This is a genomic window from Enterobacter cloacae complex sp. ECL72, from assembly GCF_019056635.1.
GTDB lineage: Bacteria > Pseudomonadota > Gammaproteobacteria > Enterobacterales > Enterobacteriaceae > Enterobacter > Enterobacter hormaechei_C.
The window spans coordinates 1,151,957-1,176,565 of the sequence record NZ_CP077659.1 but is presented as its reverse complement, the minus strand read 5'-3'; the positions used below and the strand labels follow the sequence as shown (position 1 = coordinate 1,176,565).

General features: G+C 55.2%; 26 protein-coding genes, 2 tRNA genes, 1 pseudogene and 1 riboswitch. Of the genes and pseudogenes, 18 read left to right on the top strand and 11 right to left on the bottom strand.

Going from position 1 to position 24,609, the window contains the following annotated elements; translation table 11 throughout:
- The first annotated feature begins 60 nt into the window (after positions 1-60).
- Both wrbA and KTH07_RS05485 read left to right on the top strand, forming a co-directional pair.
- Positions 61-657, top strand: a complete 597-nt coding sequence (gene wrbA / locus KTH07_RS05490; RefSeq protein WP_006809323.1) for an NAD(P)H:quinone oxidoreductase — start codon at positions 61-63, stop codon at positions 655-657.
- Positions 658-675: 18 nt separating this feature from the next.
- Positions 676-903: a YccJ family protein gene (locus tag KTH07_RS05485; protein ID WP_032634012.1), complete on the top strand. Its 228-nt coding sequence runs from the start codon at positions 676-678 to the stop codon at positions 901-903.
- A gap of 32 nt (positions 904-935) precedes the next feature.
- Here the strand turns inward: KTH07_RS05485 and agp are convergent, their stop codons facing one another.
- A complete protein-coding gene (gene agp, locus KTH07_RS05480; protein WP_017384778.1) occupies positions 936-2,177 on the bottom strand; it encodes a bifunctional glucose-1-phosphatase/inositol phosphatase in 1,242 nt (413 codons plus the stop codon).
- A gap of 152 nt (positions 2,178-2,329) precedes the next feature.
- On the opposite strand from agp, the pseudogene KTH07_RS05475 reads away from it, so the two are divergent.
- Positions 2,330-2,437, top strand: a pseudogene (locus KTH07_RS05475) (winged helix-turn-helix transcriptional regulator); the annotation flags it as partial.
- Positions 2,438-2,503: 66 nt separating this feature from the next.
- Here the strand turns inward: KTH07_RS05475 and KTH07_RS05470 are convergent.
- On the bottom strand, positions 2,504-2,863 hold the full coding sequence (locus KTH07_RS05470) for a helix-turn-helix domain-containing protein (protein WP_017384779.1): 360 nt from the start codon (positions 2,861-2,863) through the stop codon (positions 2,504-2,506).
- A gap of 100 nt (positions 2,864-2,963) precedes the next feature.
- Between KTH07_RS05470 and KTH07_RS05465 the strand changes: the two genes are divergently transcribed.
- Positions 2,964-3,713, top strand: coding sequence for an SDR family oxidoreductase (locus KTH07_RS05465; protein WP_017384780.1), 750 nt, complete (start codon positions 2,964-2,966; stop codon positions 3,711-3,713).
- A gap of 1 nt (position 3,714) precedes the next feature.
- Here KTH07_RS05465 and KTH07_RS05460 read toward each other — a convergent pair whose 3' ends face one another.
- A complete protein-coding gene (locus tag KTH07_RS05460) occupies positions 3,715-4,218 on the bottom strand; it encodes a DedA family protein (protein ID WP_017384781.1) in 504 nt (167 codons plus the stop codon).
- 159 nt (positions 4,219-4,377) lie between these two features.
- Positions 4,378-4,547, top strand: a riboswitch (M-box (ykoK) riboswitch).
- 60 nt (positions 4,548-4,607) lie between these two features.
- Between KTH07_RS05460 and KTH07_RS05455 the strand changes: the two genes are divergently transcribed.
- The gene (locus KTH07_RS05455; RefSeq protein ID WP_015570882.1) at positions 4,608-5,609 is read left to right on the top strand and encodes a magnesium transporter; all 1,002 of its coding nucleotides are present in this window, start codon (positions 4,608-4,610) and stop codon (positions 5,607-5,609) included.
- A 42-nt stretch (positions 5,610-5,651) separates the two neighbouring features.
- Here KTH07_RS05455 and KTH07_RS05450 read toward each other — a convergent pair.
- A tRNA-Ser gene (locus KTH07_RS05450) sits at positions 5,652-5,739 on the bottom strand.
- 254 nt (positions 5,740-5,993) lie between these two features.
- Here KTH07_RS05450 and KTH07_RS05445 point away from each other — a divergent pair.
- Positions 5,994-6,512, top strand: coding sequence for a LuxR C-terminal-related transcriptional regulator (locus tag KTH07_RS05445; protein WP_023303404.1), 519 nt, complete (start codon positions 5,994-5,996; stop codon positions 6,510-6,512).
- 40 nt (positions 6,513-6,552) lie between these two features.
- Here the strand turns inward: KTH07_RS05445 and KTH07_RS05440 are convergent, their stop codons facing one another.
- Positions 6,553-8,166, bottom strand: a complete 1,614-nt coding sequence (locus KTH07_RS05440; RefSeq protein ID WP_017384783.1) for a mechanosensitive ion channel family protein — start codon at positions 8,164-8,166, stop codon at positions 6,553-6,555.
- Between the two features lie 173 nt (positions 8,167-8,339).
- Here KTH07_RS05440 and KTH07_RS05435 point away from each other — a divergent pair, with 173 nt between their 5' ends.
- The 3 genes from KTH07_RS05435 to KTH07_RS05425 are packed head-to-tail and all read left to right on the top strand — an operon-like array spanning position 8,340 to position 11,133.
- The gene (locus KTH07_RS05435; RefSeq protein WP_063161984.1) at positions 8,340-9,347 is read left to right on the top strand and encodes an ABC transporter substrate-binding protein; all 1,008 of its coding nucleotides are present in this window, start codon (positions 8,340-8,342) and stop codon (positions 9,345-9,347) included.
- Complete coding sequence (locus KTH07_RS05430; RefSeq protein WP_063161983.1) at positions 9,344-10,375, top strand: iron ABC transporter permease; 1,032 nt, start codon at positions 9,344-9,346, stop codon at positions 10,373-10,375. The genes KTH07_RS05435 and KTH07_RS05430 overlap by 4 nt, the downstream gene beginning before the upstream one ends.
- The gene (locus KTH07_RS05425; RefSeq protein ID WP_015570887.1) at positions 10,372-11,133 is read left to right on the top strand and encodes an ABC transporter ATP-binding protein; all 762 of its coding nucleotides are present in this window, start codon (positions 10,372-10,374) and stop codon (positions 11,131-11,133) included. Before KTH07_RS05430 ends, KTH07_RS05425 begins: the two co-directional genes overlap by 4 nt.
- Before the next feature lie 60 nt (positions 11,134-11,193).
- On the opposite strand, the gene KTH07_RS05420 is transcribed toward KTH07_RS05425, so the two are convergent.
- A tRNA-Ser gene (locus KTH07_RS05420) sits at positions 11,194-11,281 on the bottom strand.
- A 144-nt stretch (positions 11,282-11,425) separates the two neighbouring features.
- On the bottom strand, positions 11,426-13,054 hold the full coding sequence (locus KTH07_RS05415) for an ABC transporter substrate-binding protein (RefSeq protein ID WP_017384786.1): 1,629 nt from the start codon (positions 13,052-13,054) through the stop codon (positions 11,426-11,428).
- Between the two features lie 270 nt (positions 13,055-13,324).
- Between KTH07_RS05415 and yccA the strand changes: the two genes are divergently transcribed.
- Entirely contained in the window at positions 13,325-13,984 is a 660-nt protein-coding gene (gene yccA, locus KTH07_RS05410) for an FtsH protease modulator YccA (protein WP_003858127.1), read from the top strand.
- An 88-nt stretch (positions 13,985-14,072) separates the two neighbouring features.
- Entirely contained in the window at positions 14,073-14,402 is a 330-nt protein-coding gene (gene tusE, locus KTH07_RS05405) for a sulfurtransferase TusE (protein ID WP_003858129.1), read from the top strand.
- Here tusE and yccX read toward each other — a convergent pair.
- The gene (gene yccX / locus KTH07_RS05400; protein ID WP_017693676.1) at positions 14,399-14,680 is read right to left on the bottom strand and encodes an acylphosphatase; all 282 of its coding nucleotides are present in this window, start codon (positions 14,678-14,680) and stop codon (positions 14,399-14,401) included. The genes tusE and yccX overlap by 4 nt on opposite strands.
- 93 nt (positions 14,681-14,773) lie before the next feature.
- Here yccX and rlmI point away from each other — a divergent pair, with 93 nt between their 5' ends.
- Together rlmI and hspQ are read left to right on the top strand one after the other, a co-directional pair.
- Entirely contained in the window at positions 14,774-15,964 is a 1,191-nt protein-coding gene (gene rlmI, locus KTH07_RS05395; RefSeq protein ID WP_015570890.1) for a 23S rRNA (cytosine(1962)-C(5))-methyltransferase RlmI, read from the top strand.
- A 60-nt stretch (positions 15,965-16,024) separates the two neighbouring features.
- Positions 16,025-16,342: a heat shock protein HspQ gene (gene hspQ / locus KTH07_RS05390; protein WP_003858136.1), complete on the top strand. Its 318-nt coding sequence runs from the start codon at positions 16,025-16,027 to the stop codon at positions 16,340-16,342.
- Positions 16,343-16,374: 32 nt separating this feature from the next.
- Here the strand turns inward: hspQ and KTH07_RS05385 are convergent, their stop codons facing one another.
- Positions 16,375-16,788, bottom strand: a complete 414-nt coding sequence (locus KTH07_RS05385; protein WP_006809337.1) for a CoA-binding protein — start codon at positions 16,786-16,788, stop codon at positions 16,375-16,377.
- A gap of 171 nt (positions 16,789-16,959) precedes the next feature.
- Here KTH07_RS05385 and KTH07_RS05380 point away from each other — a divergent pair, with 171 nt between their 5' ends.
- On the top strand, positions 16,960-17,622 hold the full coding sequence (locus KTH07_RS05380; RefSeq protein WP_075606867.1) for a DUF2057 family protein: 663 nt from the start codon (positions 16,960-16,962) through the stop codon (positions 17,620-17,622).
- Positions 17,623-17,702: 80 nt separating this feature from the next.
- A complete protein-coding gene (gene mgsA / locus KTH07_RS05375; RefSeq protein ID WP_003858146.1) occupies positions 17,703-18,161 on the top strand; it encodes a methylglyoxal synthase in 459 nt (152 codons plus the stop codon).
- A 53-nt stretch (positions 18,162-18,214) separates the two neighbouring features.
- Here the strand turns inward: mgsA and helD are convergent, their stop codons facing one another.
- Complete coding sequence (helD, locus tag KTH07_RS05370; RefSeq protein WP_032619959.1) at positions 18,215-20,269, bottom strand: DNA helicase IV; 2,055 nt, start codon at positions 20,267-20,269, stop codon at positions 18,215-18,217.
- 122 nt (positions 20,270-20,391) lie between these two features.
- Here helD and KTH07_RS05365 point away from each other — a divergent pair, with 122 nt between their 5' ends.
- Both KTH07_RS05365 and yccS read left to right on the top strand, forming a co-directional pair.
- Positions 20,392-20,838 carry a YccF domain-containing protein gene (locus tag KTH07_RS05365; protein ID WP_003858149.1) on the top strand — a complete coding sequence of 149 codons (447 nt, stop codon included), beginning with the start codon at positions 20,392-20,394 and terminating at the stop codon, positions 20,836-20,838.
- Between the two features lie 18 nt (positions 20,839-20,856).
- Complete coding sequence (gene yccS, locus KTH07_RS05360; RefSeq protein ID WP_015570895.1) at positions 20,857-23,019, top strand: YccS family putative transporter; 2,163 nt, start codon at positions 20,857-20,859, stop codon at positions 23,017-23,019.
- Here the strand turns inward: yccS and KTH07_RS05355 are convergent.
- Positions 22,976-23,602 (bottom strand): TfoX/Sxy family DNA transformation protein, encoded by a 627-nt coding sequence (locus tag KTH07_RS05355; RefSeq protein ID WP_017384804.1) that lies wholly within the window; start codon positions 23,600-23,602, stop codon positions 22,976-22,978. The genes yccS and KTH07_RS05355 overlap by 44 nt on opposite strands.
- A gap of 217 nt (positions 23,603-23,819) precedes the next feature.
- Between KTH07_RS05355 and sulA the strand changes: the two genes are divergently transcribed.
- Positions 23,820-24,329 carry an SOS-induced cell division inhibitor SulA gene (gene sulA / locus KTH07_RS05350; protein ID WP_026094322.1) on the top strand — a complete coding sequence of 170 codons (510 nt, stop codon included), beginning with the start codon at positions 23,820-23,822 and terminating at the stop codon, positions 24,327-24,329.
- The last annotated feature ends 280 nt before the right edge of the window (positions 24,330-24,609 follow it).

Below are 24,609 nucleotides of genomic sequence, written 5' to 3'. Positions count from 1 at the left end.
CATATCTTTAAAGGAACGCAGCGATCCGCTGTAAGAAAAACCAACGAGGAGTGATGCAAAATGGCAAAAGTTCTGGTGCTCTATTATTCCATGTATGGACACATTGAAACCATGGCTCACGCAGTAGCAGAAGGCGCAAACAGAGTAGACGGCGTTGAGGTCGTGGTTAAACGCGTACCGGAAACCATGCAGGCGGAAGCCTTCGCCAAAGCCGGGGGGAAAACACAAAACGCCCCGGTCGCCACCCCGCAGGAGCTCGCGGACTATGATGCCATTATCTTCGGCACCCCGACCCGCTTCGGCAATATGTCCGGCCAGATGCGCACCTTCCTCGACCAGACGGGCGGGCTCTGGGCCTCCGGCGCGTTATACGGCAAGCTGGCCAGCGTGTTCAGCTCTACCGGCACGGGCGGCGGCCAGGAGCAGACGATCACCTCCACCTGGACTACCCTTGCCCATCATGGGATGGTGATTGTGCCGATTGGCTACGGCGCGCAGGAACTGTTCGATGTTTCCCAGGTTCGTGGCGGGACACCGTATGGCGCGACAACCATTGCCGGTGGGGATGGGTCACGTCAGCCAAGCAATGAAGAACTTTCAATCGCCCGCTATCAGGGTGAATACGTCGCGGGTCTTGCAAAAAAACTGAACGGCTAACCCAACAGGAGGACAAGTATGCCAACTCAAGAATCCAAAGCTCACCACGTGGGCGAATGGGCAAGTTTACGCAATACCTCTCCGGAGATTGCCGAAGCCATCTTTGAAGTCTCCAATTATGACGAAAAGCTGGCTGAGCAGATTTGGGAAGAAGGCAACGATGAAGTGCTGGTTCGCGCCTTCGAAAAAACCGACAAAGACTCGCTGTTCTGGGGCGAGCAAACCATCGAACGTAAAAACGTCTGAACGTTCCCCCCGCCCACGCGGGGGGTTATCTTCTATTTCGCCGCGTTGTTCATCACCGCATTGAATTTATCGACAGGACAGAAGCCGTTGCCATCCACCGGACAGCCCTTCAGCTCCAGCGTCACGCGCTGCGCAGGGGATTGCAGCGACAGTACGCTGGCGTTACGCAGTTGCTCTGAACTCTGGTAGACATACTCAATTTTCATCAGCTCCTGATTAGTGTTTTTGTCATGCCAGCGCTGGAAGACAATTTTACCGCCAATCGGGGTTCTTTCCTGCTGGTCGTGCAGCTGATAAGGCCTGAAGTCCAGCGCGGTCAGCAGCGAGGCGATGTTAGAGTCGTGCCCCACCAGCAGGGTGATTTTTGGCGCTTTTGCCTGGTCGGTCACCAGCGCTTTATCAATGTACTTCACCAGCGGTTTAGCCACGTTCTGCGCCACCTCCGTCGACGTAAACAGCGAGTCCTGATAGCCGTTTTTCAGCTTCGACAGCACGCGCCACTGCTGATCGGTTTTGATTTCCCCCCAGGCCACCTGGTCTGTCGGGAAGCCTTCGTAATACTGTAGCGTGAACGCATCCACCAGCGAGTTACCCACCTTCAGCGGCCCGGAGACGCCCGGTTCTTTTTCATAATCGGCGCTGAACGTATCTTTCGCCTCCGTCAGGGAGCAGACTTTTTTCTCCTTGCAGGACGGCGAGTCGCTGTAGTTTGTCAGCTGTTCCAGCAGTTTGTAGCTTTCATCCAGCTGCATTTTCTGCCGTTCCGTCTCCATCGCTTTCAGCGCTTTCTCGCGAAACTCAGGGGAGTTATCGGTAATGACCGGATTGAAGGTGGGGTCCATGGTGCCCATTTTTTCCTGGTGATGCACAGGAACATCGCACCCGGGGAACGCGCCGGTGATAAAGAACTGTGCGGTCGCCACGGTGCGCTGGAGGCTGTTGGCGTAGGCATAGACGGTATCCGCTGGCGGGCATTCACCCGTCTTCACCATCCCCTGCTCTGCCAGCCACTCGCGCATATAGTGACCCATATACACTTCCAGTACGCCACCTTTGGTGGTGAGCTGTCCACCCGGGACGTCCCACTCCGGCCACTGCTTCGGCGTGGACTGCTCCAGCACGCTGCCGTTATTGGCAAGCGGCGCGCGCAGGTTGTGGCGGCTCATGATGAGCACCTGTTCCAGCTGATAGCCGTCCGGCGTGTCCTGCGCCTGTGCGCCAAAGGTCACGGAAAGGGTACATGCCACGGCAACTGCGAGTAGTGCTTTTCTCATCCCTAATTCCTCACACGTTTTTAATGTCGCCCTGAGTGTGACAGATCCGTGACAGGTTTTTCGGGAAGCATTTCTCAAACTGATGATTAACGTGCTTACGGCGTGTGCCGATGAGTTTTATAAAAAAACCATACCCCACCGGAGAATTCGCTGTGAAACGTACCCGCCTTGAAGAGAGCACCTGCCCCGTCGCCCGTTCGCTGGATATTATCGGCGACTGGTGGTCGCTGCTGATTGTTCGCGACGCGCGCTACGGGGTCGCAGTCGATATTCTGGTGGCCTATCTCACCGATAAAGCGGGGATCCGCGCTACGTAAAACAGTAGCCTAACGCTGAAGCTGGTCACCGTATTCGCTCATCCAGGCGGCCAGCGGCGAGAGTGCGTCCTGAAGGGTTAGCCCCAGCTCGGTGATCTGATACTCCACGCGCGGCGGGATCTCCGGGTAGACCGTTCGCGTCACCAGACCGCGCTGCTCAAACAGGCGCAGCTGCTTCGTCAGCTCTTTCTGGGTGATGGGGGCAGCGGCACGCAGCAGATCGCCAAAGCGAACGGGCGTATTGAACACAATCAGGCGATAGAGAATGGGGATCGCCCACTTACCGGAAATCAGATTCACAAACTGCGTCATCGGGCAGGTATACGCCTCAGATTTTTTTTCGCAGCACGCTTCCAGCAGCTCTGCCATTTCACACCTCTTGCCTCGTTAGTATCCAGTTGGTACCTGGTTTCCTTTCGATACTAACGTTTCTATAGTGCTTTCTCCAGAGACATTTCAGGAGAAGAACATGGGTCGTTTAACCGATAAGTATACGTTGATTACCGGCGGCACCAGCGGTATCGGTCTCGCCACCGCGCAGGCGTTTATCGCCGAAGGGGCGCGCGTCGCCGTGACCGGACGCAACCCGGATACCCTCGCCGAAGCAGAGCGCATTCTGGGCGATAAGGCCTGGGTGATCCCAACCGACGCAGGCGATATTTCGTCGCAAAAAGCGCTGGCGGAGTCCCTCACCGCCCGCTGGCCACGCCTGGATGCGGTCTTTCTCAACGCCGGTGACGTAACGCACGCGCCGCTGGAAGTCTGGCAGGAAGAGGCCTGGGACCGTCTGATGAACATCAACCTGAAGGGACCGTTCTTTTTAATTCAGGCGCTGCTGCCGCTGCTGAATAACCCATCCTCGGTGATCCTCTGCGGCTCCGTGAGCGCGCGCATCGGCCTGCCCACCAGCAGCGCGTATGCCGCGAGCAAGGCCGCCCTGCTGTCGCTGGCGCGTACACTGTCGGCGGAGCTGCTGCCGCGCGGGATCCGCGTCAACGGTCTGAGTCCCGGTCCGGTGGAAACCCCGGCGTTTACGAAAACGGGCTTAAGCGACGAGGCGCTTAACGCGATGATGGCAGAGGTCATTAAGCTGGTGCCGCTGGGCAGAATGGGCTCGACGACCGAGCTGGCAAAAGCCGCACTCTATCTGGCCTCCGACGAGTCGAGCTACACGGTGGGAACGGAACTGCTGGTGGACGGCGGAATGGGGAGCCTGTAATTCAAAAGGCGCTGATGCCGGTGACCGCGCCGACATACAGCGCCGCCCACGCACAGGCGGAAAGCAGGCTGACGGCGTAGACCTTGACGGCGTTCAGCCTGAGCATCCCGGCCGCCAGCGGAACGATGTAACGCAACACCGCCAGGAAGCGCGACGTAAAAAGCACGATGACCCCGTTCTTTTGCAGCTGATGCTGGACCCGCAGGAACTTATTGGCATGCTTTGAGGTGAAGCGCGTGACCATCCGGGTATGCCCCATCAGTTGGCCGATATGGTAATTCAGCATCGAACCTGCCGTTGCCCCCATCACTACGGCGAGCCACGTCAGCGCAGGATGCATGCTCCCCTGGCTGACGGTAATACCCGCCAGCAGCATCACCGACGCAGGCGGCAGCACGGAGGAGATCAGCACCGTCGATTTGCTCAGCGCCATCACGAATAACAGCACAAACAGATGTGCCGGATACAGCGCAAAATGATTCAGCAGGTTATCAACCCATGCCATTTTCCCTTCCCCCGCTAATAATTTAATTGTCCATTTAAAATGAATAACCTTAAATAAACCCTCAACATTTTATTAATAAGATTTACCTAAACCGTTCTTAAACATTATTTAATTTTCTGAGCACTAAATTTAAACAGGCGTATTATCCCTCTCGTTTTACAACGATCTCGTTATGGCGAGGCTCCTGTACAAATACACGTTATCGCTCTGGTGGGTTCGAGAGAACCGGCACAGGGTAAAACAGGCACTGTCGAATCAAGGCTTTGTCAGTATAACTTCCCTTGTGGGATACGGTGTACAGTGCTGAACCCAGGACGTGGGGATCTCCTTTCCGACATGCCCTGTCTTGCTCGCCCCTGAGAGATTTTATTATTCAAAGGGAATTTACTATGTCTTACGCTATTCACAACCAAAACCTGGCTTTTAATGACAGCGCCATCGCGCAATATATGAATACCGATTTTATCGTTATCGATATTTCATTATGCGTAGCTCTGGCACGCGAGCAGTTCTTTGAAAAATTAAAAGATGATGATATTCCGTCGCATATTTTTATCGAAGATAACGGTCGCCTCGCGGGTTTAATCGCCGTACGCAAATTATTGCAGGCCACGGACACCGTGCAGCCTGTTAAGGGGTTGATGATATCGGATTTTATTCAGCTCAAACCGGAAGATGAGCGGGCGGATGTCGCCGGGCTGCTGGCGCACGCGGGTGCGGATGTAGTGCCGGTGGTGACCCACGGCAAGCTGGTGGGCTGCCTTACCGAGCGTGAAATCGCCCATCTGCTGGAAGATGACGTTACTGAAGATGCCCAGCTTCAGGGGGCGACGCTGCCGCTGGAGAAGCCCTATCTGGAAACCAGCGCCTTCAGCCTGTGGAAGAAACGCTCCGTCTGGCTGCTGCTGCTGTTTGTTGCGGAAGCGTATACCAGTTCGGTGATCCAGCATTTTGAAGAGGCGCTGGAATCTGCCATCGCGCTGGCGTTCTTTATTCCGCTGCTGATTGGCACCGGCGGAAACAGCGGGACGCAGATCACCTCGACGCTGGTGCGCGCCATGGCGCTGGGTGAAGTCCACCTTCGCGATGTGGGTCGCGTGCTGCGCAAAGAGATCAGCACCTCGTTAATGATTGCCGCCACGCTGGGTCTGGCGGGCTGCGTTCGCGCCTGGATGATGGGTATTGGGATGGAAATCACGCTCATCGTCAGCCTGACGCTGGTCTGCATTACGCTGTGGAGCGCCATCGTCTCGTCGGTGATCCCGATGGTACTGAAACGCTGCAAAATCGATCCAGCGGTGGTCTCCGCACCGTTTATCGCCACGCTAATCGACGGGACCGGGCTGATTATCTACTTCAAAATCGCGCAGTATACGCTGGGGCTGGAATAACGAAAAAACCCTGCGATATTGCTATCGCAGGGTTTTCGAATTTGGCGGAAGCGTAGAGATTCGAACTCTAGAACCCTTTCGGGTCGCCGGTTTTCAAGACCGGTGCCTTCAACCGCTCGGCCACGCTTCCAAAGTGAGGCGCACTATAAACATCTCTGAGCATGATGTAAAGCACGAAATTGCATAACATTACACGTCTTCCGTCCTCCCCTTCCGCCCCGCTGATTTCTTCGTCATCGGCTGGCTAAAATGTAAACATTTATTTTTACATTCATAACGTTTATTAGATTCGCAGGTGGTCATTTAGACTCTTTTTCGTACAACACCCATTAACCGTGGATCACTGCGATAAGAGATTAGCCATGACTTTATTTAACGACGATTATGAATTTTTTATTTATCAGTGATAACTACTACCTTTGCCAGGGTGTATCAAGCTCCCTGACATCAACCCATTTGATTCGCGATGACGCGGATATTCACGATCTTGATGGGGTCGATCAGGCGATGGATTTTATCATTGCGATTGAACAGGATAAGTTACGCAATAAAACCATTCGGCAGGTCAAAAAAGTTAAGCGTGATTACATTGTCCTGATGCATGAGATAGAAGCCAACCGCGCAGTGAGAATCGATAATATTATCTATTCGTCGATGCATTTTACTGCTCACCCTTTTCAGCAGCTGATGCGCTTTTACCGGGCGCTCAGAACACACTCCTTTACGCGACGCGAATATGACGTGCTGAAGCTGTTTCATTTGGAAAACCATGAGATCGCGAAAAAGCTGCAATTGTCACAAAAAACGACCAGCACCTACCGCGTGAGGATCCTCGAGAAATTAAATATGCGCTCAAAAAACATTCTGGCGATGACCCGTGTAAAATCGGCGATCGTCGATTAAAAGCTGTGACATTTTGCCTTGCCACGGAAAAACCGGGCCGTCACGTTTCGCCCTGAGGGGGTTTGGCTGGCGCGGTATACCAGTTCTCTTTGGCAACCATTACGCTGCCCTCTGGCTGCATAACAAAATTCGGGGACATGATCTGCACGTTAAATTCGTTAAACACATCCTGTATCTGGCTATGCAGTTCATTGCGGGCAACCGCGAGGGACTGTTCGGGCAGCAGACGGACCTGCAATTCGTAAGCGATATACCAGTCCATTAACCCTAACTGGCGTACCAGCGGCGGCTCGGAAAGGTCAATCCCTTTTGCCCGTTTCGCGGCCAGCTCCAGCATGGCATGCACCTGACGCCATGGGGTGTCATAACCGATCGTGACGCTGACCGTCAGATTGAGGCTGCCATCGGGCTGTAGCGCGCTCAGATTGGTGATCTTACCGCTCACCACCACCGCGTTGGGCACGGTAACGACATAATTTTCCCGGGTAATAATTTTGGTCGCCAGCATGCCAATTTCACTGACCTTGCCTTCGTTATCCGCCACCCGAATGACATCGCCTTTGCGCAGAGCGCGGGAGTAAATCAGGACCAGACCGCTCATGGCATGGTTCATCACCCCTGCCGAGCCCAGCGTTAACATCAGGCCAAAGAAGACGCTAATACCTTTAAACGCCAGCGAGTTCGCACCGGGAAGAAACGGCCAGGCGGCGGAGAGAGCAAATAGCCAGACGGCAACGGAAATGAGCTTACGGGTAGCCCCCACGGTTTCCGGATGTACGCCGGGAAGTTGCAGACGACCAGCCTCCACCTGATTGAGCACCATCCTGAGAAGCTTCAGAATAAATGCGGTAATGAGGAAAATGATCAGCACAATCGTCAGCCCCGGCAAGGCCGAGACAATCGCCAGGGCGATTTGCTGCACCACGCGAAGCGTCCAGTCTCCCAGCGACGTGCCCCACACCCGCGTCCACGGAAACAGACTGAATGCCCAGCTCAGCCAGACGTAAAAGCCGATCAACCCCAGCAGGAACATCAGCAAGGCGTAAAGCCGAATCTCAATTGCGCCAATGTACCGCCGCCAGCTTTGCGGCACCCGGCTGCGATTCTCCACAATACGCCGACGGTAGACGCGCCGGAACCAGCGCCAGGATCGCCACGCGCCGTAGCAGAGCAGCAACAGCGCCAGCAGGCCAGCGGCTGTTTTTACCGTCGACAGCGCCAGCCAGCCGGTATCGTATTGATCGCGCAGCGCCATCCTTTGCGCTTCCATGCGCGCCAGCACGCGCTGTGCGGCCTGATCGAGGGTAAGATCGTCCCCTTCGTCCAAATCCCCTTCCGTCAGCAGCATCACAGGTTTCCCGTTCATCACTATTAGCCGTCCCTGCTGGTTATAGCGGGTCACGGGGACGATGCTGAGCGGCTCACGCACATCCGCCTCGGTAAAATTGCGCAGGGTGTTGCGGATGCGTAAAACGCGTTCTTCCGGCGTGGTCAGGCCAAATTTCGCCTGGAGCATGACGATGGGCTGATGGAAGATGTAGACCGTTCGGGCGCGCTCCTGCTCCGTAGGCGCCTGGCGGGGCTCTGCGGCATACGACGAGAAGGCGCTCAGGGCGGCAAAACAGAACGCAAACGCGAGCAGGATCTTTTTCATCCTTACTACCCCAGGTCAGAAATCTTGTTATTTTTCAGGCAACCCGCGAATGCCAGGTGGGTATGTTGAGAATAGTCCAGCCTTTCGTTTCTGCAACAAGCGACGGTGAGCGTGTTGCTCTCAGTCACAATATATGTATTATGTTATAACATAACAATTTTGGATTGCGTTCTATGTTACTTAAAAATGGGTTATTTCTGGCTTCACTGCTCTTCATGGCGCCTGCCACTTTCGCCGCAACCACCTGGCCCCTCACGATTGAAAATTGCTGCGTTAAGCAGACCTTTACGCAGGCTCCTCAGCGCGTCGTGACCGTGGGTCAGCATGAAACAGAATTACTGCTCGCACTGGGGCTGGAGAAAACGATCGCCGCGACGTCAGTCTGGTTCGGCAAGCTCCCACCCACGCTGGAGGATGCCGGGAAAAACCTCCCCCGGCTTGCGGATAATTCCCCCTCCTTTGAGGCCGTGGTAGGACAGAAACCTGAACTCGTTCTCGCACAGTATCACTGGCACATTGGTCCGCAGGGAGAAGTGGGAACCCGTGAGCAGTTTGCGTCGCTGGGGATTAATACGTGGATCTCCCCTGCCGACTGCACGGATAAAACGGTAACGGAAACCTCAAACGCAGACGGAGCACGTAGCGCGCCGTTTTCACTGGCGGAAATTACACGGGAAGTGACAGATCTGGCGACGATTTTTGATGTTTCCGCGCGAGGTGAGCAGCTCAATCGTGCGCTGGCGGAGCGTATTAAAAAGGCCCAGGCGCGCGCCTCCGCGAAACCGCTTAGCGTTGTATTCTGGTTCTCCAGCAGCCGTCTGAATGGCGATCCCTGGGTGGCCGGGAATTACGGCGCGCCTGGCTGGATCAGCCGCACGCTGGGGTTGAAGAACATTATTGACTCTCACGACGAATGGCCCGCTGTAACGTGGGAACATATAGCCCGCTCGCAGCCGGACGTGATTGTTATCGCCGGGATGTCCCGCAGGCTCTACCCTGCCGATGACGTTGAGGTAAAAAAAGCGTTCTTGCGCAGTGACCCGGTGACAAAGAACATGCCTGCGGTCAGGAACAACCACATCATCGTGGTGCCAGCGATGTCGTTAAACCCTTCATTGCGTAACGTCGATGCGGTTGAGCTTATCAGCGATCGGCTGGCTTCTTTCCAGGATGAACAATGAGTCATTTCGCTTTTGACCGCCGCCAGCAGGGTTTACTGGCAGCAGGTGCCATGGCGCTGCCGCTGATGCTGGTCTTTGCCGCCAGTATCGGTGATATGCCGGTGTCGTATGCCAGTACCGGGAAAGCGATCCTCAACGGACTGGGTTTGACCTCTTATGCTTTGCCGCAAACGGAGGAAGGTATCGTCTGGCAATATCGCATGAGCCGGGCAGTAATGGCCGCGTGCAACGGCGGCGGCCTGGCGTTGTGCGGGCTGGTGTTACAGTCGATCCTGCGTAACCCTCTGGCTGAGCCTTATCTGCTGGGGATTTCCGCGGGCGCATCGCTGGGGGCCGTCTGCGTGATGCTTCTCGGCATCGGGGGGAGCGTGATTGGCGTAAGCAGCGGTGCGTTTGTCGGCTCGTGCGCCGCCTTTGCGCTCATCATGGTGATTACGAACGGGATGAGTGAAAGCCCGTCGCGCATTTTGCTGGCTGGCATTGCGGGCACCCAGCTCTTCAACGCCATGACCGCGTACGTCGTCAGTACGTCCGCCAATGCCGAGCAGTCCCGTAGCGTCATGTTCTGGCTGCTGGGAAGTCTGAGCGGCGTGCACTGGCCTGACGCGCTGCTGGCGCTGGCCGTTACGCTTGCGGGTTTACTGGTGGTATTGCTCTTTTCACGGGCGCTGGACACCTTCACCTTCGGGGATGAGGTCTCCACCACGCTGGGGATCCCGGTTACCGCCGTGCGTATTGTCTTATTGCTGACCTGTGCCATTGTTACCGCAACGCTGGTGAGCGCCACGGGCGCAGTGGGGTTTGTCGGGCTGGTCATTCCCCATGTAACGCGCATGCTATGTGGGCCGGGCCATCGTCTATCTATCCCGCTGACGTTTCTTATCGGCGCCCACTTTATGATCCTCGCCGATATCGTCTCACGCACGCTGATTGTGCACCAGGTTCTGCCCATCGGGGTGGTGACTGCGCTGGTGGGCGCCCCCGTCTTTGTGGCGTTGCTTTATCAAAACCGAAAGGAGCATCCATGAATATTACTGTGGCCGGGTTAACCGTAACCCGACAAGCGCAGACGGTGCTTAAGGATATCGATCTCGACCTGCCATCCGGGCAGATTATCGGCCTGTTAGGGCCAAACGGCTCGGGCAAGTCGACGCTGCTGCGCTGTCTCGCCGGGCTGTTTCCACGACTCAGTGAACGCGTGGCGCTTAATGGCACAACGCTAGGCATGATGCCGCTGAAAAAACGCGCGCAGCACATGGCGTTTGTCCCGCAACATGCTGAGGTCGACGGAGAACTGACCGTTGAGGACATTGTCAGACTGGGGCGTACGCCCTACCGGAAAACATTCCAGAAAACCTCGCGCGACGATGAGGCTGCGGTTGAGCAGGCGATTGGCCTGATGCAGTTATGCCGCTTACGCCAGCGGCGATGGCACTCTTTGTCTGGCGGAGAACGCCAGCGAAGCCAGATAGCCCGCGCGCTGGCCCAGCAGCCGCAGGTGCTGTTGCTCGATGAACCGACAAACCACCTGGACATTCAGCACCAGCTGGAGCTGATGCGGCTCGTTTCACAGCTGCCGCTTACGGTGGTGGTTGCACTGCACGATCTCAATCTTGCGGCCAATTATTGCCAGCGTCTGATCCTCCTGAAGGCCGGGCAGATCGCCGCCACGGGCGCGCCCGAAGCGGTTCTGACGCCGGCAAACATCGAGGACACCTGGTGCGTAAAAGCTCAGGTCTGCAAGGCCGACGCCGGGATCACGATAAGCTACAACATGGTGGCATGACGGAAGACTGGCGCAAAACCAAAAACCCCTGCGATATTGCTATCGCAGGGGTTTCGAATTTGGCGGAAGCGTAGAGATTCGAACTCTAGAACCCTTTCGGGTCGCCGGTTTTCAAGACCGGTGCCTTCAACCGCTCGGCCACGCTTCCTAAGTGAAGCGAACTATAAACACCTCACCGCGCGCTGTAAAGAGTGCGCGCATTCGTTCGCTTTAAAAATAGCCAAAATGCGTTTAATCGGTTGAATAGACGACAGATTGGCCGTTTTGGCAGCATAATATCCACCGCGGATCGTTAGTGCTTTTTGATGTACATATCTTTGGTGTAGTAATACCCGAGCTTGTCTGGCGTGAAGCCCCCTACCCACGGTTTCACCAGGTGCGTGCGCACGTAATGATAGACCGGGATCGCCGGGACATCGCGTCCCAGCAGATCTTCTGCCTGCTGGTAGAATTTACCGCGCTCCTCCGCCGTTTTCGATTTCGCCGCGTTCACCAGTGCCCGATCGTAGTCCGGATTGCTGTACTGAGTGGTGTTTTGGCTGTCCCCGGTACGGAAGTTGTTCAGGAAGGTTGCCGCATCGTCGTAATCGGCAATCCAGGCGTAGCGTACCGCGTCAAAGTTATGGGTGTGCATGGTATCAAGCATGGTTTTCCACTCCTGATTTTGCAGCTTCGCCTCCACGCCGAGGTTCTTCTTCCACATTGAGCTGGCGGCAATGGCAATACGCTGGTGCGATTCCGAAGTGTTATAGAGAAGATTAAAGCTGAGCGGATGGCTGTCGTTAAATCCGGCTTCGGCCAGCAGCTTTTTCGCCTCGGTAATGCGTTTATCCATCGGCCAGCTGGCGTAATCCGGGTTCTGAAGCTTGACGCCGCCAATATTCGGCTGGCTGATCAGCCATGCCGGGCGCTGACCCTGCCCTAATACTTTATCGGCGATGATGTCTTTATCCAGCGCCAGGTTCAGCGCCTTGCGCACGCGGGCGTCGTTGAACGGCGGCCGGGTAGTGTTGAACTGATAATAATAGGTGGCAAGCTGCGGTGAAACGTCCAGCTCGCTCCCCAGCGTTTTCTTCAGCTGAGCAAACTGGTTGATCGGCACCGTGTAGACAATGTCGATTTCGCCCGCTTTGTAGCGGTTGACGTCAGCAGCTTCAGAGGAAATGGGCAGATAGGTCACCTTCTTGATGACGGTATGTTCGTTATCCCAATATTTCGGGTTACGCACCGCCACAATGCGTTCGTTAACCACCCACTGTGACAGTTTATAGGCCCCGCTGCTGACGAAGTGCTCCGGTTTGGTCCACTTATCACCGAAACGGCCTACCAGGACTTTATCAATTGGCACCAGAGACGGGTGAGCCAGCATCGCCAGGAAAGCGGCGTTAGGTTGCGTGAGCGTAACTTCCAGCGTGGTGTCATTGATGGCTTTCACCCCCAGCGACTCGGGCGCTTTTTTGCCTTCTGCGATATCAGTGCCGTTGACGATACGCATACTACCGGGATAGCTGGCATACGGAGAGGCGGTTTTCGGGTCGACCAGCCGCTGCCAGCTCCAGACAATATCTTCCGCGGTGATGGGGGTTCCATCGCTCCAGGTAATGCCCGGACGCAGATGGAACGTCCAGACGGTGTTGTCTTTATTTTCCCATTTCTCCGCCAGGCGCGGCTGGATTTCACCTGCCGGAGAGACGCTGACCAGCCCGTCGAATAAATCGCTGATAATATTGAATTCGACATCGCTTTCGACTTTATGCGGGTCGAGCGAGGCGGGTTCACTGCCGTTGTTCCTGACCAGTTCCTGCTTATCTGCCAGCTGGGTTCCTGCCGGCACGTTAGCCGCCCAGGTTGCCGTGCTGGCGCACAGGATCCCTGCGGTTAACAAAGAGAGTGTAAAGTGCGTGCGTGTTTGTGGTTTCATTTCCTTCGCCTTATTGTCTGTTTTTATGACGATCCGGAAATAACTCTTAGCGGCCTTAGGGAAATAACGCAATATTTTTCAGTGACCTATAAGAGGTTGATCTGAATACGCCCTACAAACCGCACTTCATTCTGAGTACAAAGGCTTTGCCAGAATAAAAAACCAGCATAATCCCTAAGGGGCTGAGTAAAGATGGGTAAAACCACTTTGCCTCTGCCGCGCCGTTTCCTATTCTTTGCGCTAATTACATCTGTCATAAGAGAGTGACTCATGGATCGTATAATTACTTCTTCACGCGACCGCACATCGCTACTCAGCACCCATAAGGTGCTGCGCAATACCTATTTCATGCTCAGCCTGACGCTGGCGTTTTCGGCGATCACCGCGACGGCCAGCACCGTACTGATGCTGCCTTCTCCGGGCCTGATCCTCACGCTGGTAGGTATGTACGGTCTGATGTTCCTGACCTACAAAACCGCGGATAAACCGGTGGGTATTCTCTCCGCGTTCGCCTTTACCGGCTTCCTGGGCTACATTCTGGGGCCAATCCTGAATGCCTATCTGTCTGCCGGAATGGGCGACGTGATTGGTATGGCGCTGGGCGGTACCGCGCTGGTGTTCTTCTGCTGCTCGGCCTACGTGCTGACCACCCGTAAGGACATGTCCTTCCTTGGCGGTATGCTGATGGCAGGTATCGTGATTGTGCTGGTCGGTATGCTGGCGAACATCTTCCTGCAATTGCCTGCGCTGCATCTGGCAATCAGCGCGGTGTTTATCCTGATTTCATCCGGCGCAATCCTGTATGAAACCAGCAACATCATTCACGGCGGTGAGACGAACTATATCCGCGCCACTGTGAGCCTGTATGTGTCGCTGTACAACATTTTTGTCAGCCTGCTGAGCATCCTGGGCTTCGCCAGCCGCGATTAACTCACCGTGCTGTGAACAGGGCCCCGCTTATGCGGGGCTTTGTTTTTTTGGTAGACTTAGGCGGTTTTTGACTAACGTGTGAATGAATATGTTGAGTTTTGAAGGCAAAGAGATCGAAACCGATAACGACGGTTATCTGAAAGAGAGCAGCCAGTGGAGCGAAGCGCTGGCGGAGAAAATTGCGGAAAACGAAGGAATTACTCTCTCCCCGGAACACTGGGAAGTGGTGCGCTTCGTGCGAGAATTTTACCTTGAATTCAACACCTCGCCGGCTATCCGCATGCTGGTCAAAGCCATGGCGAATAAATTTGGCGAAGAGAAAGGCAACAGCCGTTATCTGTATCGCCTGTTTCCGAAAGGCCCGGCTAAACAGGCGACAAAAATCGCCGGCCTGCCAAAGCCGGTAAAATGCATTTAATAGCGAATACTGAAGTCAGCGTATTCCCGGTCGGGTTGATGCGGTTCCGTTAGCACCTTATCAACCCGCGCGCTGCGCGGTCCGCCCGCTTTCAGCCACGCCACCAGCTTCTCAACCCGATCCGCCTCACCGCAGGCCACAACCTCCACGCTGCCATCATCCATGTTACGCGCATACCCTGTCAGCCCGAGCTGAAGGGCTTCGCGCTGGGTGCTGTAGCGGAATCCGACGCCCTGTACAAGGCCATGAACCCAGGCAATGGTGCAAACATTTGACATCATCCTTCTCCTTATCCGACTGGCGCGTTGCATTTCCTCACTGAAGTCGGGAAAATGGCGGCCATTTCATTGGAATCGACAGAATAGCAAATTATGAGTGTACGTTTAGTGTTAGCCAAAGGGCGCGAGAAGTCATTACTGCGCCGTCATCCCTGGGTCTTTTCCGGCGCGGTTGCTCGCATGGAAGGTAAAGCCAGCCTCGGTGAAACCATCGATATTGTTGACCATCAGGGGAAATGGTTAGCACGCGGCGCATACTCGCCAGCATCTCAGATCCGCGCGCGCGTCTGGACGTTCGATAAAGAAGAAACCATCGATATAGACTTCTTTGTCCGTCGTCTGCAACAGGCGCAGCAGTGGCGCGAGTGGCTGGCAAAGCGTGACGGGCTGGACAGCTATCGTCTGATTGCCGGAGAGTCCGACGGGCTGCCGGGCGTGACCATTGACCGCTTCGGCAATTTCCTGGTGTTGCAGCTGCTGAGCGCCGGGGCGGAATACCAGCGTGCCGCGCTGATTAGCGCCTTGCAAACCCTGTTCCCGGAATGTGCCATTTACGACCGCAGCGACGTGGCGGTACGTAAAAAAGAGGGCATGGAGCTGACGCAAGGCCCGGTCACCGGCGAACTGCCGCCTGCCCTGCTGCCTATCGAAGAACATGGCATGAAGCTGCTGGTGGATATCCAGGGCGGCCATAAGACCGGTTATTACCTCGACCAGCGTGACAGCCGTCTGGCAACGCGCCAGTACGTTGCCGATAAACGCGTGCTGAACTGCTTCTCTTATACCGGCGGCTTTGCGGTCTCTGCCCTGATGGGCGGCTGTGCTCAGGTGGTGAGCGTCGACACCTCACAGGAAGCGCTGGACGTGGCGAAGCAGAACGTTGAGCTGAATAAGCTGGATCTGAGCAAAGCGGAGTTTGTGCGCGACGACGTATTCAAACTGCTGCGTAAATACCGCGACCAGGGCGAGAAATTTGACGTAATCGTGATGGACCCGCCGAAGTTTGTTGAAAACAAAAGCCAGCTGATGGGCGCCTGCCGTGGCTATAAAGACATCAACATGCTGGCGATCCAGCTGCTGAACCCGGGCGGCGTGCTGCTGACGTTCTCCTGCTCTGGCCTGATGACGACAGATTTATTCCAAAAAATCATCGCCGATGCCGCAATAGATGCGGGTCGTGATGTACAATTTATAGAGCAGTTCCGTCAGGCCGCCGATCACCCGGTGATCGCTACCTACCCGGAAGGGCTGTATCTGAAAGGGTTTGCCTGTCGCGTCATGTAACTTGAAAAGAGAAATATTGCCCGCACATAGTGTGTATGTAATGTTTCCCGGGAGGTGACTATGATTGCCAGCAAATTCGGTATCGGCCAGCAGGTCCGCCACACCTTGCTTGGATATTTGGGTGTGGTCGTGGATATCGACCCGGAGTATTCCCTTGATGAACCGTCAGCAGACGATCTGGCCGTTGACGCAGAGCTTCGCGCCGCGCCCTGGTATCATGTGGTTATGGAGGGCGACGATGGTCAGCCTGTCCATACCTATCTTGCCGAAGCGCAGCTGAGTGGTGAACTACAGGATGAGCATCCGGAACAACCCACTATGGACGAGCTTGCTCAGACCATCCGCAAACAGTTACAGGCACCAAGACTGCGCAACTAAAGGTGTAAAAAAGCCCGTCAAACGGGCTTTTTTTATTTTGCCAGCCCCAGACGGGGAATATCGATTGCCGGACAGCGATCCATCACCACCTTCAGCCCGGCATCGCGCGCCAGCACGGCCGCCTGCTCATTAATCACGCCCAGCTGCATCCACAGCGTTTTCGCGCCAATGGCAATTGCCTCCTGCGCCACGCCCCAGGCCGCCTCTGAATTACGAAAAACGTCCACCATATCCACCTTTTCCGGCACGTCCGCGAGCGTCGCATAGCCCTGCTGGCCCAGCAGCGTTTTCCCCGCCACCTTCGGCGAGACCGGGATCACGTGATAACCCTGATCCAGAAGGTATTTCATGACCCGATAGCTTGGGCGATCCGGTTTATCGCTCGCGCCGACCAGCGCGATAGTGCGCGTGGACGTCAGAATCTCGACAATGTCGTTCTCTTTCATGCTCTTCCTCCTGGCTTTTTTCAAAGTGTACGTCAAAGCGGACATCTCAACCACGCATCCCATACAGAAGTATGAGGGCAAAACGGCAGAATATGTCTATATGTTAGTAAACGTGTTTGTCGAAAACTTTTGATACATTCTTACCGGGTAGTTTGTCTACAGGAGTCTGCTATGAAAACCGGCATTGCCTGGGCTATGGTTGCGTTAATCATGCCGGTTTGTGTTTTCGCAACCACTCTCAGACTCTCAACCGACATTGACCTGCTGGTGCTGGACGGGAAAAAAGTCTCCAGCTCCCTGCTGCGGGGTGCAGACAGTATCGAGCTGGATAACGGCCCGCACCAGGTGGTTTTTCGGGTGGAAAAGACCATTCGCCTCGCCGACAACGAACAGCAGGTGTACATTTCGCCTCCGCTGGTGGTCAGCTTTAATACCCACCTTATCAGCCAGGTCAATTTTCGTCTCCCGCGCCTTGAGACAGAAAAGGAGTCACTGGCATTTGATGCCTCGCCGCGCATTGAACTGGTGGACGGGGACTCCATGCCCATCCCGGTAAAACTGGATATTCTGGCGCTGACAAAAAGGTCAAAGGGAACAGACTATGAAGCGGACACCGAGACCTACAACTGGGCCAGCAGGCGCGCCTCGCTGCCCCAGTTCGCCACCATGATGGCGGATGACAGTACCCTGCTTTCGGGCGTATCGGAGCTGGATGTACTCCCCCCTCAGTCGCAGACCCTTACTGAGCAACGCCTCAAGTTCTGGTTCCAGAATGCCGATCCGGACACGCGCGCCCGTTTTCTGCAATGGGCGAAGCAACAACCTTCGTCGTAAGCCACATTTTTTCGTCCTTTCTCTTGCAGCATCAGCCAGTTCCCGTCATCGTGTAACGAGGTAACCTCACGGATAAGATTATGGAACTGACAACACGCACACTTCCGGCGCGCAAGCACATTGCTCTGGTTGCGCACGATCACTGTAAACAAATGCTGCTTAACTGGGTTCGTCGCCATCAGCCTCTTTTACAGCATCATGCCCTTTCTGCCACGGGAACAACCGGCAACCTGATCCACCGCGAAACCGGTCTGGAAGTGAATGCCATGCTGAGCGGCCCGATGGGGGGTGACCAGCAGGTAGGTGCTCAGATTTCAGAAGGTAAAATTGACGTTCTGATTTTCTTCTGGGATCCGCTGAACGCGGTTCCGCATGATCCGGACGTTAAAGCGCTGCTGCGTCTGGCGACGGTGTGGAACATTCCGGTAGCCACCAATCTTTCAACGGCAGATTTCATCATTGAATCGCCGCAGTTTAACGATCCGGTGGAGATTTTGATCCCGGATTATCAGCGTTATCTTGCGGAGAGACTGAAGTAGTTTTTTGCCCGGTGGCGCTGCGCTTACCGGGCCTACAGAATTTGCCCGGCGCGTTACGGCTTTCTCGCCACCGGCACGTCAATACTTTTCAAAATATCGACAAACACCGACGGCTCCTCTTTGTTGAACAAGAGCCACACGCGATGGCGCGCGCGGGTTATCGCCACGTACAGTAAACGCCGCTCCTCTGCATCCGGGAAATCTTCCGGAACAGGTAATAACGCCTCTTCCATCACGGATTCCCGCGCCGGTGCAGGGAAACCGTCGCTCCCCTCTTTTAGCCCCACCACAATCACGTAGTCGGCCTGCTGCCCTTTACTGGCGTGAATGGTCATAAAATCGAGCTGAAGTTTTGGCCAGCGCGTCGCCGCTTTTTCTAGCGCCGTCGGCTTGAGGTGATGATAACGCGCCAGCACCAGAATACGCTCATCCGGTTTCGCATAGCCGCTCAGTTTATCCAGCAGCGGTTCCAGCTGATCGTCCGCCAGCAGCGTGACGGCCTTTTTATCCCCCGACGTCAGGCTGTTAAGCGGTTTCGACAGCTGGTGCGGGTTCTGCTGAATAAAACGGTTGGCTATTTCGCCAATCCGCGAGTTGAAGCGGTAGGTGGTGTCCAGATCGCTGCGATCGCCTTCCCCAAAATAGTGGTGGAAGGCCGTTGTGAGGGATAGTTGCGCCCCGCTGAAACGGTAGATAGCCTGCCAGTCATCGCCCACGGCAAACAGCGACGTGTGTTTATTATGCGCCCGCAGCGCCGAAAGCAGCGCAGCGCGCTGCGGCGAGATATCCTGAAACTCATCCACCAGGATGTGTTTCCACGGGCTGACGAAGCGCCCTTTCTCCAGAATGATAATGGCCTGATGGATCAGCCCCGAAAAATCGACCGCGTTTTCGTCTTTCAGCACGGTTTTCCACGCTTTCAGCATCGGCGCCATCAGCTTAACCCGTTTAGAAAACACAGCGCGGATCGACTCCGGTGCGCTTTCTATCATCTCCGCCTGAGAGCCGCCGTGCATGCGCATCAGGCTTACCCACCGGTCGAGACGAGAGCCCAGCCGGCGCGCCAGCTTTTCATCCTGCCAGAAGCTGCCCTCCGGCACCTCCCAGCTGAGTTCCTCTTCAAGCCACTGACGCCAGCCTTTCGCCTGCGCCTTTTTTTCACTGCACTGCTGACGCCATGCCTCGATAAACAGCGCCTGGCGAGCCTGAGCGTCGTTCTCCAGCTTGCTGACAACAGGAACTTTTTTGCTGCCCTGTTGAATGATGTGTAAAGCGAGGGAGTGGAACGTGCGCGCCGAGATATCCTGGGTATGCAAACGCGCCTGAATGCGCTCATCCATCTCCTGCGCAGCCTTGCGACCAAAGGCCAGCAGCAAAATCTGGTCTGCAACCGCCTCGCCCGTTGTCAGAAGCCAACCCGCGCGCGCCACCAGCACCGACGTTTTGCCGCTCCCGGCACCTGCCAGCACCAATAAAGACTGTTCGCCATTCACCACGGCGCGCGCCTGGGCAGGATTGAGGGGCGATGACTCCACTGTACTGAAGAAGTCGGCATATTGCGTAAGCATCGCCTCAGTCCAGGCCTGGTTATGCGCCAGACGGCTTTTCTCGATATCGCTCAGCCAGGCCTGGCACTTCCGCCACGCGTCGCGGCAGTTATCAAATTCCTCAAGCCGCGCCACCGGTAAAGGCAATGCCGTCAGCGCCTGGGCGATTTTTTGCTGAAGCCCGGCGGTTTGCTGGCGCGTCAGCCACTTCTGCTGCGTATTGCTTAGCGCGATATCGTCCAGCACCTGTTGTAGCACCTGTGCGGCTATCACGCTCATCTCCTGGCTCCACTGCTGCCAGCGCGTGTTCAGATGATGGTGGAAGCGTTGGGTTTCCGCCCACTCGGTCCCGTGGAGTCGCACCACTTTGTCTGCCGGCAGGACGAACTCCAGCTCCCCCCATACCAGCCCTCGTTTACAATGAATGGCCAGTAGCTGATTAAACGGAATAAGGTATTCGTGGCGTTCCCCGGAGACTTTCACTCCCGCATTGAGAAGGACAACCTTGTCGTAAGGGTGCTGCGCCAGGCGTTTGCCCATTGAAGTTGCTTTCAGTTCCATATCCTGCCGGATCCACGAGGTCATAATTTGTCAGACAGTTTAACTGCCAGTTTTAAGGTGCTCCAGCCCAAAAAAACGTTACAATCACCGGGCGTTAATCATATCGAAGGAAATGAGGGTTTATGCGTACCGTTCTGAATGTGTTGAATTTTGTCCTTGGCGGTTTTGCCACCACCCTTTCCTGGCTTTTTGCCACTCTGGTGAGCATCGTGCTCATCTTCACCCTTCCGCTGACGCGCTCCTGCTGGGAAATCACCAAACTGTCCCTCGTTCCTTATGGAAATGAAGCCGTACACGTGGATGAGCTGGAGCCGGAAAGAAAAAATGCCCTGATGAATACCGGCGGCACGCTGCTGAATATTTTATGGCTGATCTTCTTTGGCTGGTGGTTGTGTCTGATGCATATCTTCGCTGGTATCGCCCAGTGCATCACGATTATAGGCATTCCGGTTGGCATCGCTAATTTCAAAATTGCTACCATCGCCCTGTGGCCGGTAGGACGCCGTGTTGTCCCGGTCGAAGTCGCGCAAGCCGCGCGTGAAGCCAACGCCCGTCGCCGTTTTCAGTAATAAGGACTGGCCGCACTCATGCTAAGCCCCCTGCTTCGTCGCTATACGTGGAACAGTAACTGGCTGTATAACGTCAGGATCTTTATCGCCCTCTGCGGCACCGTCGCTCTGCCGTGGTGGCTAAATGACGTGAAGCTCACCATCCCCCTCACGCTTGGGGTGGTGGCCGGTGCGCTGGCGGATCTCGACGACCGCCTGGCCGGTCGTTTGCGTAATCTGGTCATCACGCTGGTCTGCTTCTTTATTGCTTCCGCCTCCGTTGAGCTGCTTTTCCCCTGGCCCTGGCTGTTTGCCTTAGGGCTGACGGTGTCCACCAGCGGCTTCATTTTGCTCGGCGGCCTCGGGCAACGCTACGCCACTATCGCGTTTGGCGCCCTGCTGATTGCCATTTACACCATGCTGGGCGTCTCTCTTTACGATCAGTGGTATCAGCAGCCGGTCCTGCTGCTGTTGGGCGCTATCTGGTATAACCTGCTGACCTTAACCGGACATCTTATTTTTCCGGTTCGTGCCTTACAGGACAACATTGCCCGCAGTTACGAACAGCTGGCCCACTATCTGGAGCTGAAATCCCGGCTGTTTGATCCGGATATTGAAGAGGACAGCCAGGCGCCCCTGTACGATCTGGCGCTGGCAAATGGCCAGCTGGTCGCCACGCTAAATCAGACCAAAGCGTCTCTGCTCACCCGTCTGCGCGGCGATCGCGGTCAGCGCGGTACCCGGCGCACACTGCACTACTACTTTGTCGCCCAGGATATTCACGAGCGCGCCAGCTCCTCGCATGTGCAGTACGCTGACCTGCGCGAGAAATTCCGCTACAGCGACGTGATGTTCCGTTTCCAGCGCCTGCTGTCAATGCAGTCTCAGGCCTGCCAGCAACTTGCGCGCTCAATACTGCTGCGCACGCCCTATCAGCACGATCCTCGCTTTGAACGCGCATTCAGTCATCTGGATGCGGCCCTCGATCGCGTTCAGGCCAGTGGGACATCGCCGGAACAGTTCAAAGCCCTGGGATTCTTGCTCAACAACCTGAGAGCCATCGATGCTCAGCTCGCCACCATTGAGTCTGAACAGGCGATGGCAATGCCGGGCAATGACGCCGACAACCAGCTTGCCGACGACAGTCTCAACGGTTTCAGCGATATGTGGCTGCGCCTGAGCCGTCATTTTACGCCGGAATCCGCCCTCTTTCGCCATGCGGTAAGGATGTCGCTGGTTCTGTGCGTCGGCTACGCGTTTATCCAGATAACAGGATTGCACCACGGTTACTGGATCCTGCTGACCAGCCTGTTTGTCTGCCAGCCGAACTATAACGCTACCCGCCATCGGCTCGCGCTGCGTATTGTCGGGACATTAGTCGGGGTCGCCATCGGGCTGCCGGTGCTCTACTTTGTGCCATCCGTAGAAGGGCAACTGATCCTGATTGTGATTACCGGTGTACTGTTTTTCGCCTTCCGCAATGTGCAGTACGCCCACGCCACGATGTTCATCACGCTGCTGGTGCTGCTCTGCTTCAATCTGCTGGGTGAAGGCTTTGAAGTGGCCCTCCCCCGCGTGATCGACACGCTAATCGGCTGCGCCATTGCCTGGGCGGCGGTGAGCTTTATCTGGCCGGACTGGCGTTTTCGTAACTTACCGCGCGTGTCCGACAGAGCAATGAACGCCAACTGCCGCTATCTGGATGCTATTCTTGAGCAATACCATCAGGGTCGCGATAACCGTCTGGCCTATCGGATTGCCCGTCGCGATGCGCATAACACGGACGCAGAGCTGGCTTCCGTTGTCTCGAATATGTCAACTGAGCCGCGCGCCACGGCAGAAATCCGGGAGACAGCCTTCCGCCTGCTGTGTCTGAACCACACGTTCACCAGCTATATCTCTACCCTTGGCGCCCACCGTGAGAAACTGACAAATCCGGGCATCCTGGCGCTGCTGGACGACGCCGTTTGCTACGTTGATGATGCGCTTCATCATCAACCTGCGGATGAGCCACGGGTTCACCAGGCACTGGATGAACTGGTGCAACGTATCGCACACCTTGATCCTGGCACCGACAACAAAGCTCCGCTGGTCCTACAGCAAATTGGCCTGCTTATCGCTTTGCTGCCGGAAATTTGTCGGCTGCGACAGAAGATCGCTACCTGGCGGAATGATGGCCCTGCGACTCAGGCAGCGCATTAAACCACTCCATAAGCTCCCGGCGAATATCCGCCGGGAGTGCCGCTTCATGTAACCCTTCGATGGCGCCTTCAAGCGCGAACAATACCCGGATACTCAGCGCTTTATTCTTAGAGCGCATTTTCAGCCAGCTCGTCTTCGCCCCCAACTGTCGTAGCGTCTCTTCATTGGTAATGCCCGCCTCCATAAGCAGGACCTCAATCTGAAAGGTCAGGTTCGGCAGATCCTTAAGCCGATTACGCTGATGGCGCTGGTAGCGCTCTTTCCTGGCGGCATCGAGCGCAAACGAGGAGAGCTGAAGCAGCTTTTCCCTGTTTTGCCACAGACCTTCATCCACACGGTAGTAATTAAGCAGCACTGGCCGTCCTCGTTTCATCAGGGTCAGAAAAGAGGAGGCGTTTTTTACACAGTATTTTGCACTTTGCTCACAGGCGCGAAGGTACAGCTCGCCGTCAGACACCATCGCGAACACCGCTTCATCCACGGCCAGGGTATAACCGCCAAACAGGGCGCGATGATGAATTTCGCCCAGCGGAGAGAGGTATTCTTGAGATTGATAAATCCGATCATAAGATATCTTTTTCATGATAATTCCATTAAAAATCATACAGTAAACACGATATTTCTTACTAACGGATCCGTTAGCAGGAAAATAGGCAACTTATTGCCGTTGGGCAAGATGATTTTTTCAGGTTCACCAGGAATGGATGAAATTTGCGAGTCGCTTTCCGAAAATGAGGTTGATCTTTATGCACACAGGGGTTACTGTACATCCATACAGTAACTACAGGGCTGGAATGAATATGTACACTTCAGGCTATGCAAATCACTTAACACCTTCCACTTCTGCCGCAGGCAATGCTGCGCAGAATTCTATCGGGCGTGTATCGACAGGGCTTATCAGTGAAGTGGTTTACCGTGAAGACCAGCCGCTGTTAACACAACTCTTACTCCTGCCGCTTTTGCAGCAGCTCGGGCAACAGTCTCGCTGGCAGCTCTGGCTGACGCCACAGCAAAAATTAAGTCGTGAATGGGTTCAGTCGGCTGGCCTGCCGTTAGCGAAGGTGATGCAGATTAATCAACTCTCCCCTTGCGATACGGTCGAGTCGATGGTCCGGGCATTACGTACCGGGAACTATAGCGTCGTGATTGGGTGGTTGCCGGAGGATCTGTCGCAAGAGGAACATTTGCGTCTGACTGAAGCGGCTGAAGAAGGTAACGCGATGGGTTTCATCATGCGGCCGGTTCGTGGAGATTCCTATCGCAGAGGACAACATCCCGGGCTAAAAATTCACTCAAATGTGTACCATTGAGTCATTTTAAGAGTTTTCCTGGGATTTTTTTCGACCGCAGTATGCAAAAAAAGTTCAACGCGCCAAAACTGCGGCAAGGCTTGTCTGACGCGGTTCTCGTTAATTTTACTGCACAAAATTCGTTCAAAAATTGTTAAATATTAGGTATACGGAACTTTTTTTTTCATATGCCTGACGGACTTCACACTTGTAAGTTTTCAGCTACGTTGTAGACTTTACATCGCCAGGGGTGCTCGGCCTAAGCCGAAGATATCGGTAGGTTTATATTTGACCACGCCCC

What these genes read in the sequence shown, in the direction of transcription:
- tusE (WP_003858129.1), top strand. Translation starts at nt 14,073, where the DNA reads ATGTTGAGTTTTGAAGGCAAAGAGATCGAAACCGATAACGACGGTTAT.
- yccX (WP_017693676.1), bottom strand. Translation starts at nt 14,680, where the DNA reads ATGTCAAATGTTTGCACCATTGCCTGGGTTCATGGCCTTGTACAGGGC.
- yccS (WP_015570895.1), top strand. Translation starts at nt 20,857, where the DNA reads ATGCTAAGCCCCCTGCTTCGTCGCTATACGTGGAACAGTAACTGGCTG.
- KTH07_RS05470 (WP_017384779.1), bottom strand. Translation starts at nt 2,863, where the DNA reads ATGGCAGAGCTGCTGGAAGCGTGCTGCGAAAAAAAATCTGAGGCGTAT.
- KTH07_RS05435 (WP_063161984.1), top strand. Translation starts at nt 8,340, where the DNA reads ATGTTACTTAAAAATGGGTTATTTCTGGCTTCACTGCTCTTCATGGCG.
- KTH07_RS05385 (WP_006809337.1), bottom strand. Translation starts at nt 16,788, where the DNA reads ATGAAAGAGAACGACATTGTCGAGATTCTGACGTCCACGCGCACTATC.
- wrbA (WP_006809323.1), top strand. Translation starts at nt 61, where the DNA reads ATGGCAAAAGTTCTGGTGCTCTATTATTCCATGTATGGACACATTGAA.
- KTH07_RS05465 (WP_017384780.1), top strand. Translation starts at nt 2,964, where the DNA reads ATGGGTCGTTTAACCGATAAGTATACGTTGATTACCGGCGGCACCAGC.
- KTH07_RS05380 (WP_075606867.1), top strand. Translation starts at nt 16,960, where the DNA reads ATGAAAACCGGCATTGCCTGGGCTATGGTTGCGTTAATCATGCCGGTT.
- helD (WP_032619959.1), bottom strand. Translation starts at nt 20,269, where the DNA reads ATGGAACTGAAAGCAACTTCAATGGGCAAACGCCTGGCGCAGCACCCT.
- KTH07_RS05415 (WP_017384786.1), bottom strand. Translation starts at nt 13,054, where the DNA reads ATGAAACCACAAACACGCACGCACTTTACACTCTCTTTGTTAACCGCA.
- KTH07_RS05445 (WP_023303404.1), top strand. Translation starts at nt 5,994, where the DNA reads ATGAATTTTTTATTTATCAGTGATAACTACTACCTTTGCCAGGGTGTA.
- KTH07_RS05355 (WP_017384804.1), bottom strand. Translation starts at nt 23,602, where the DNA reads ATGAAAAAGATATCTTATGATCGGATTTATCAATCTCAAGAATACCTC.
- agp (WP_017384778.1), bottom strand. Translation starts at nt 2,177, where the DNA reads ATGAGAAAAGCACTACTCGCAGTTGCCGTGGCATGTACCCTTTCCGTG.
- mgsA (WP_003858146.1), top strand. Translation starts at nt 17,703, where the DNA reads ATGGAACTGACAACACGCACACTTCCGGCGCGCAAGCACATTGCTCTG.
- KTH07_RS05430 (WP_063161983.1), top strand. Translation starts at nt 9,344, where the DNA reads ATGAGTCATTTCGCTTTTGACCGCCGCCAGCAGGGTTTACTGGCAGCA.
- hspQ (WP_003858136.1), top strand. Translation starts at nt 16,025, where the DNA reads ATGATTGCCAGCAAATTCGGTATCGGCCAGCAGGTCCGCCACACCTTG.
- KTH07_RS05425 (WP_015570887.1), top strand. Translation starts at nt 10,372, where the DNA reads ATGAATATTACTGTGGCCGGGTTAACCGTAACCCGACAAGCGCAGACG.
- KTH07_RS05485 (WP_032634012.1), top strand. Translation starts at nt 676, where the DNA reads ATGCCAACTCAAGAATCCAAAGCTCACCACGTGGGCGAATGGGCAAGT.
- sulA (WP_026094322.1), top strand. Translation starts at nt 23,820, where the DNA reads ATGTACACTTCAGGCTATGCAAATCACTTAACACCTTCCACTTCTGCC.
- KTH07_RS05460 (WP_017384781.1), bottom strand. Translation starts at nt 4,218, where the DNA reads ATGGCATGGGTTGATAACCTGCTGAATCATTTTGCGCTGTATCCGGCA.
- yccA (WP_003858127.1), top strand. Translation starts at nt 13,325, where the DNA reads ATGGATCGTATAATTACTTCTTCACGCGACCGCACATCGCTACTCAGC.
- KTH07_RS05365 (WP_003858149.1), top strand. Translation starts at nt 20,392, where the DNA reads ATGCGTACCGTTCTGAATGTGTTGAATTTTGTCCTTGGCGGTTTTGCC.
- KTH07_RS05440 (WP_017384783.1), bottom strand. Translation starts at nt 8,166, where the DNA reads ATGAAAAAGATCCTGCTCGCGTTTGCGTTCTGTTTTGCCGCCCTGAGC.
- KTH07_RS05455 (WP_015570882.1), top strand. Translation starts at nt 4,608, where the DNA reads ATGTCTTACGCTATTCACAACCAAAACCTGGCTTTTAATGACAGCGCC.
- rlmI (WP_015570890.1), top strand. Translation starts at nt 14,774, where the DNA reads ATGAGTGTACGTTTAGTGTTAGCCAAAGGGCGCGAGAAGTCATTACTG.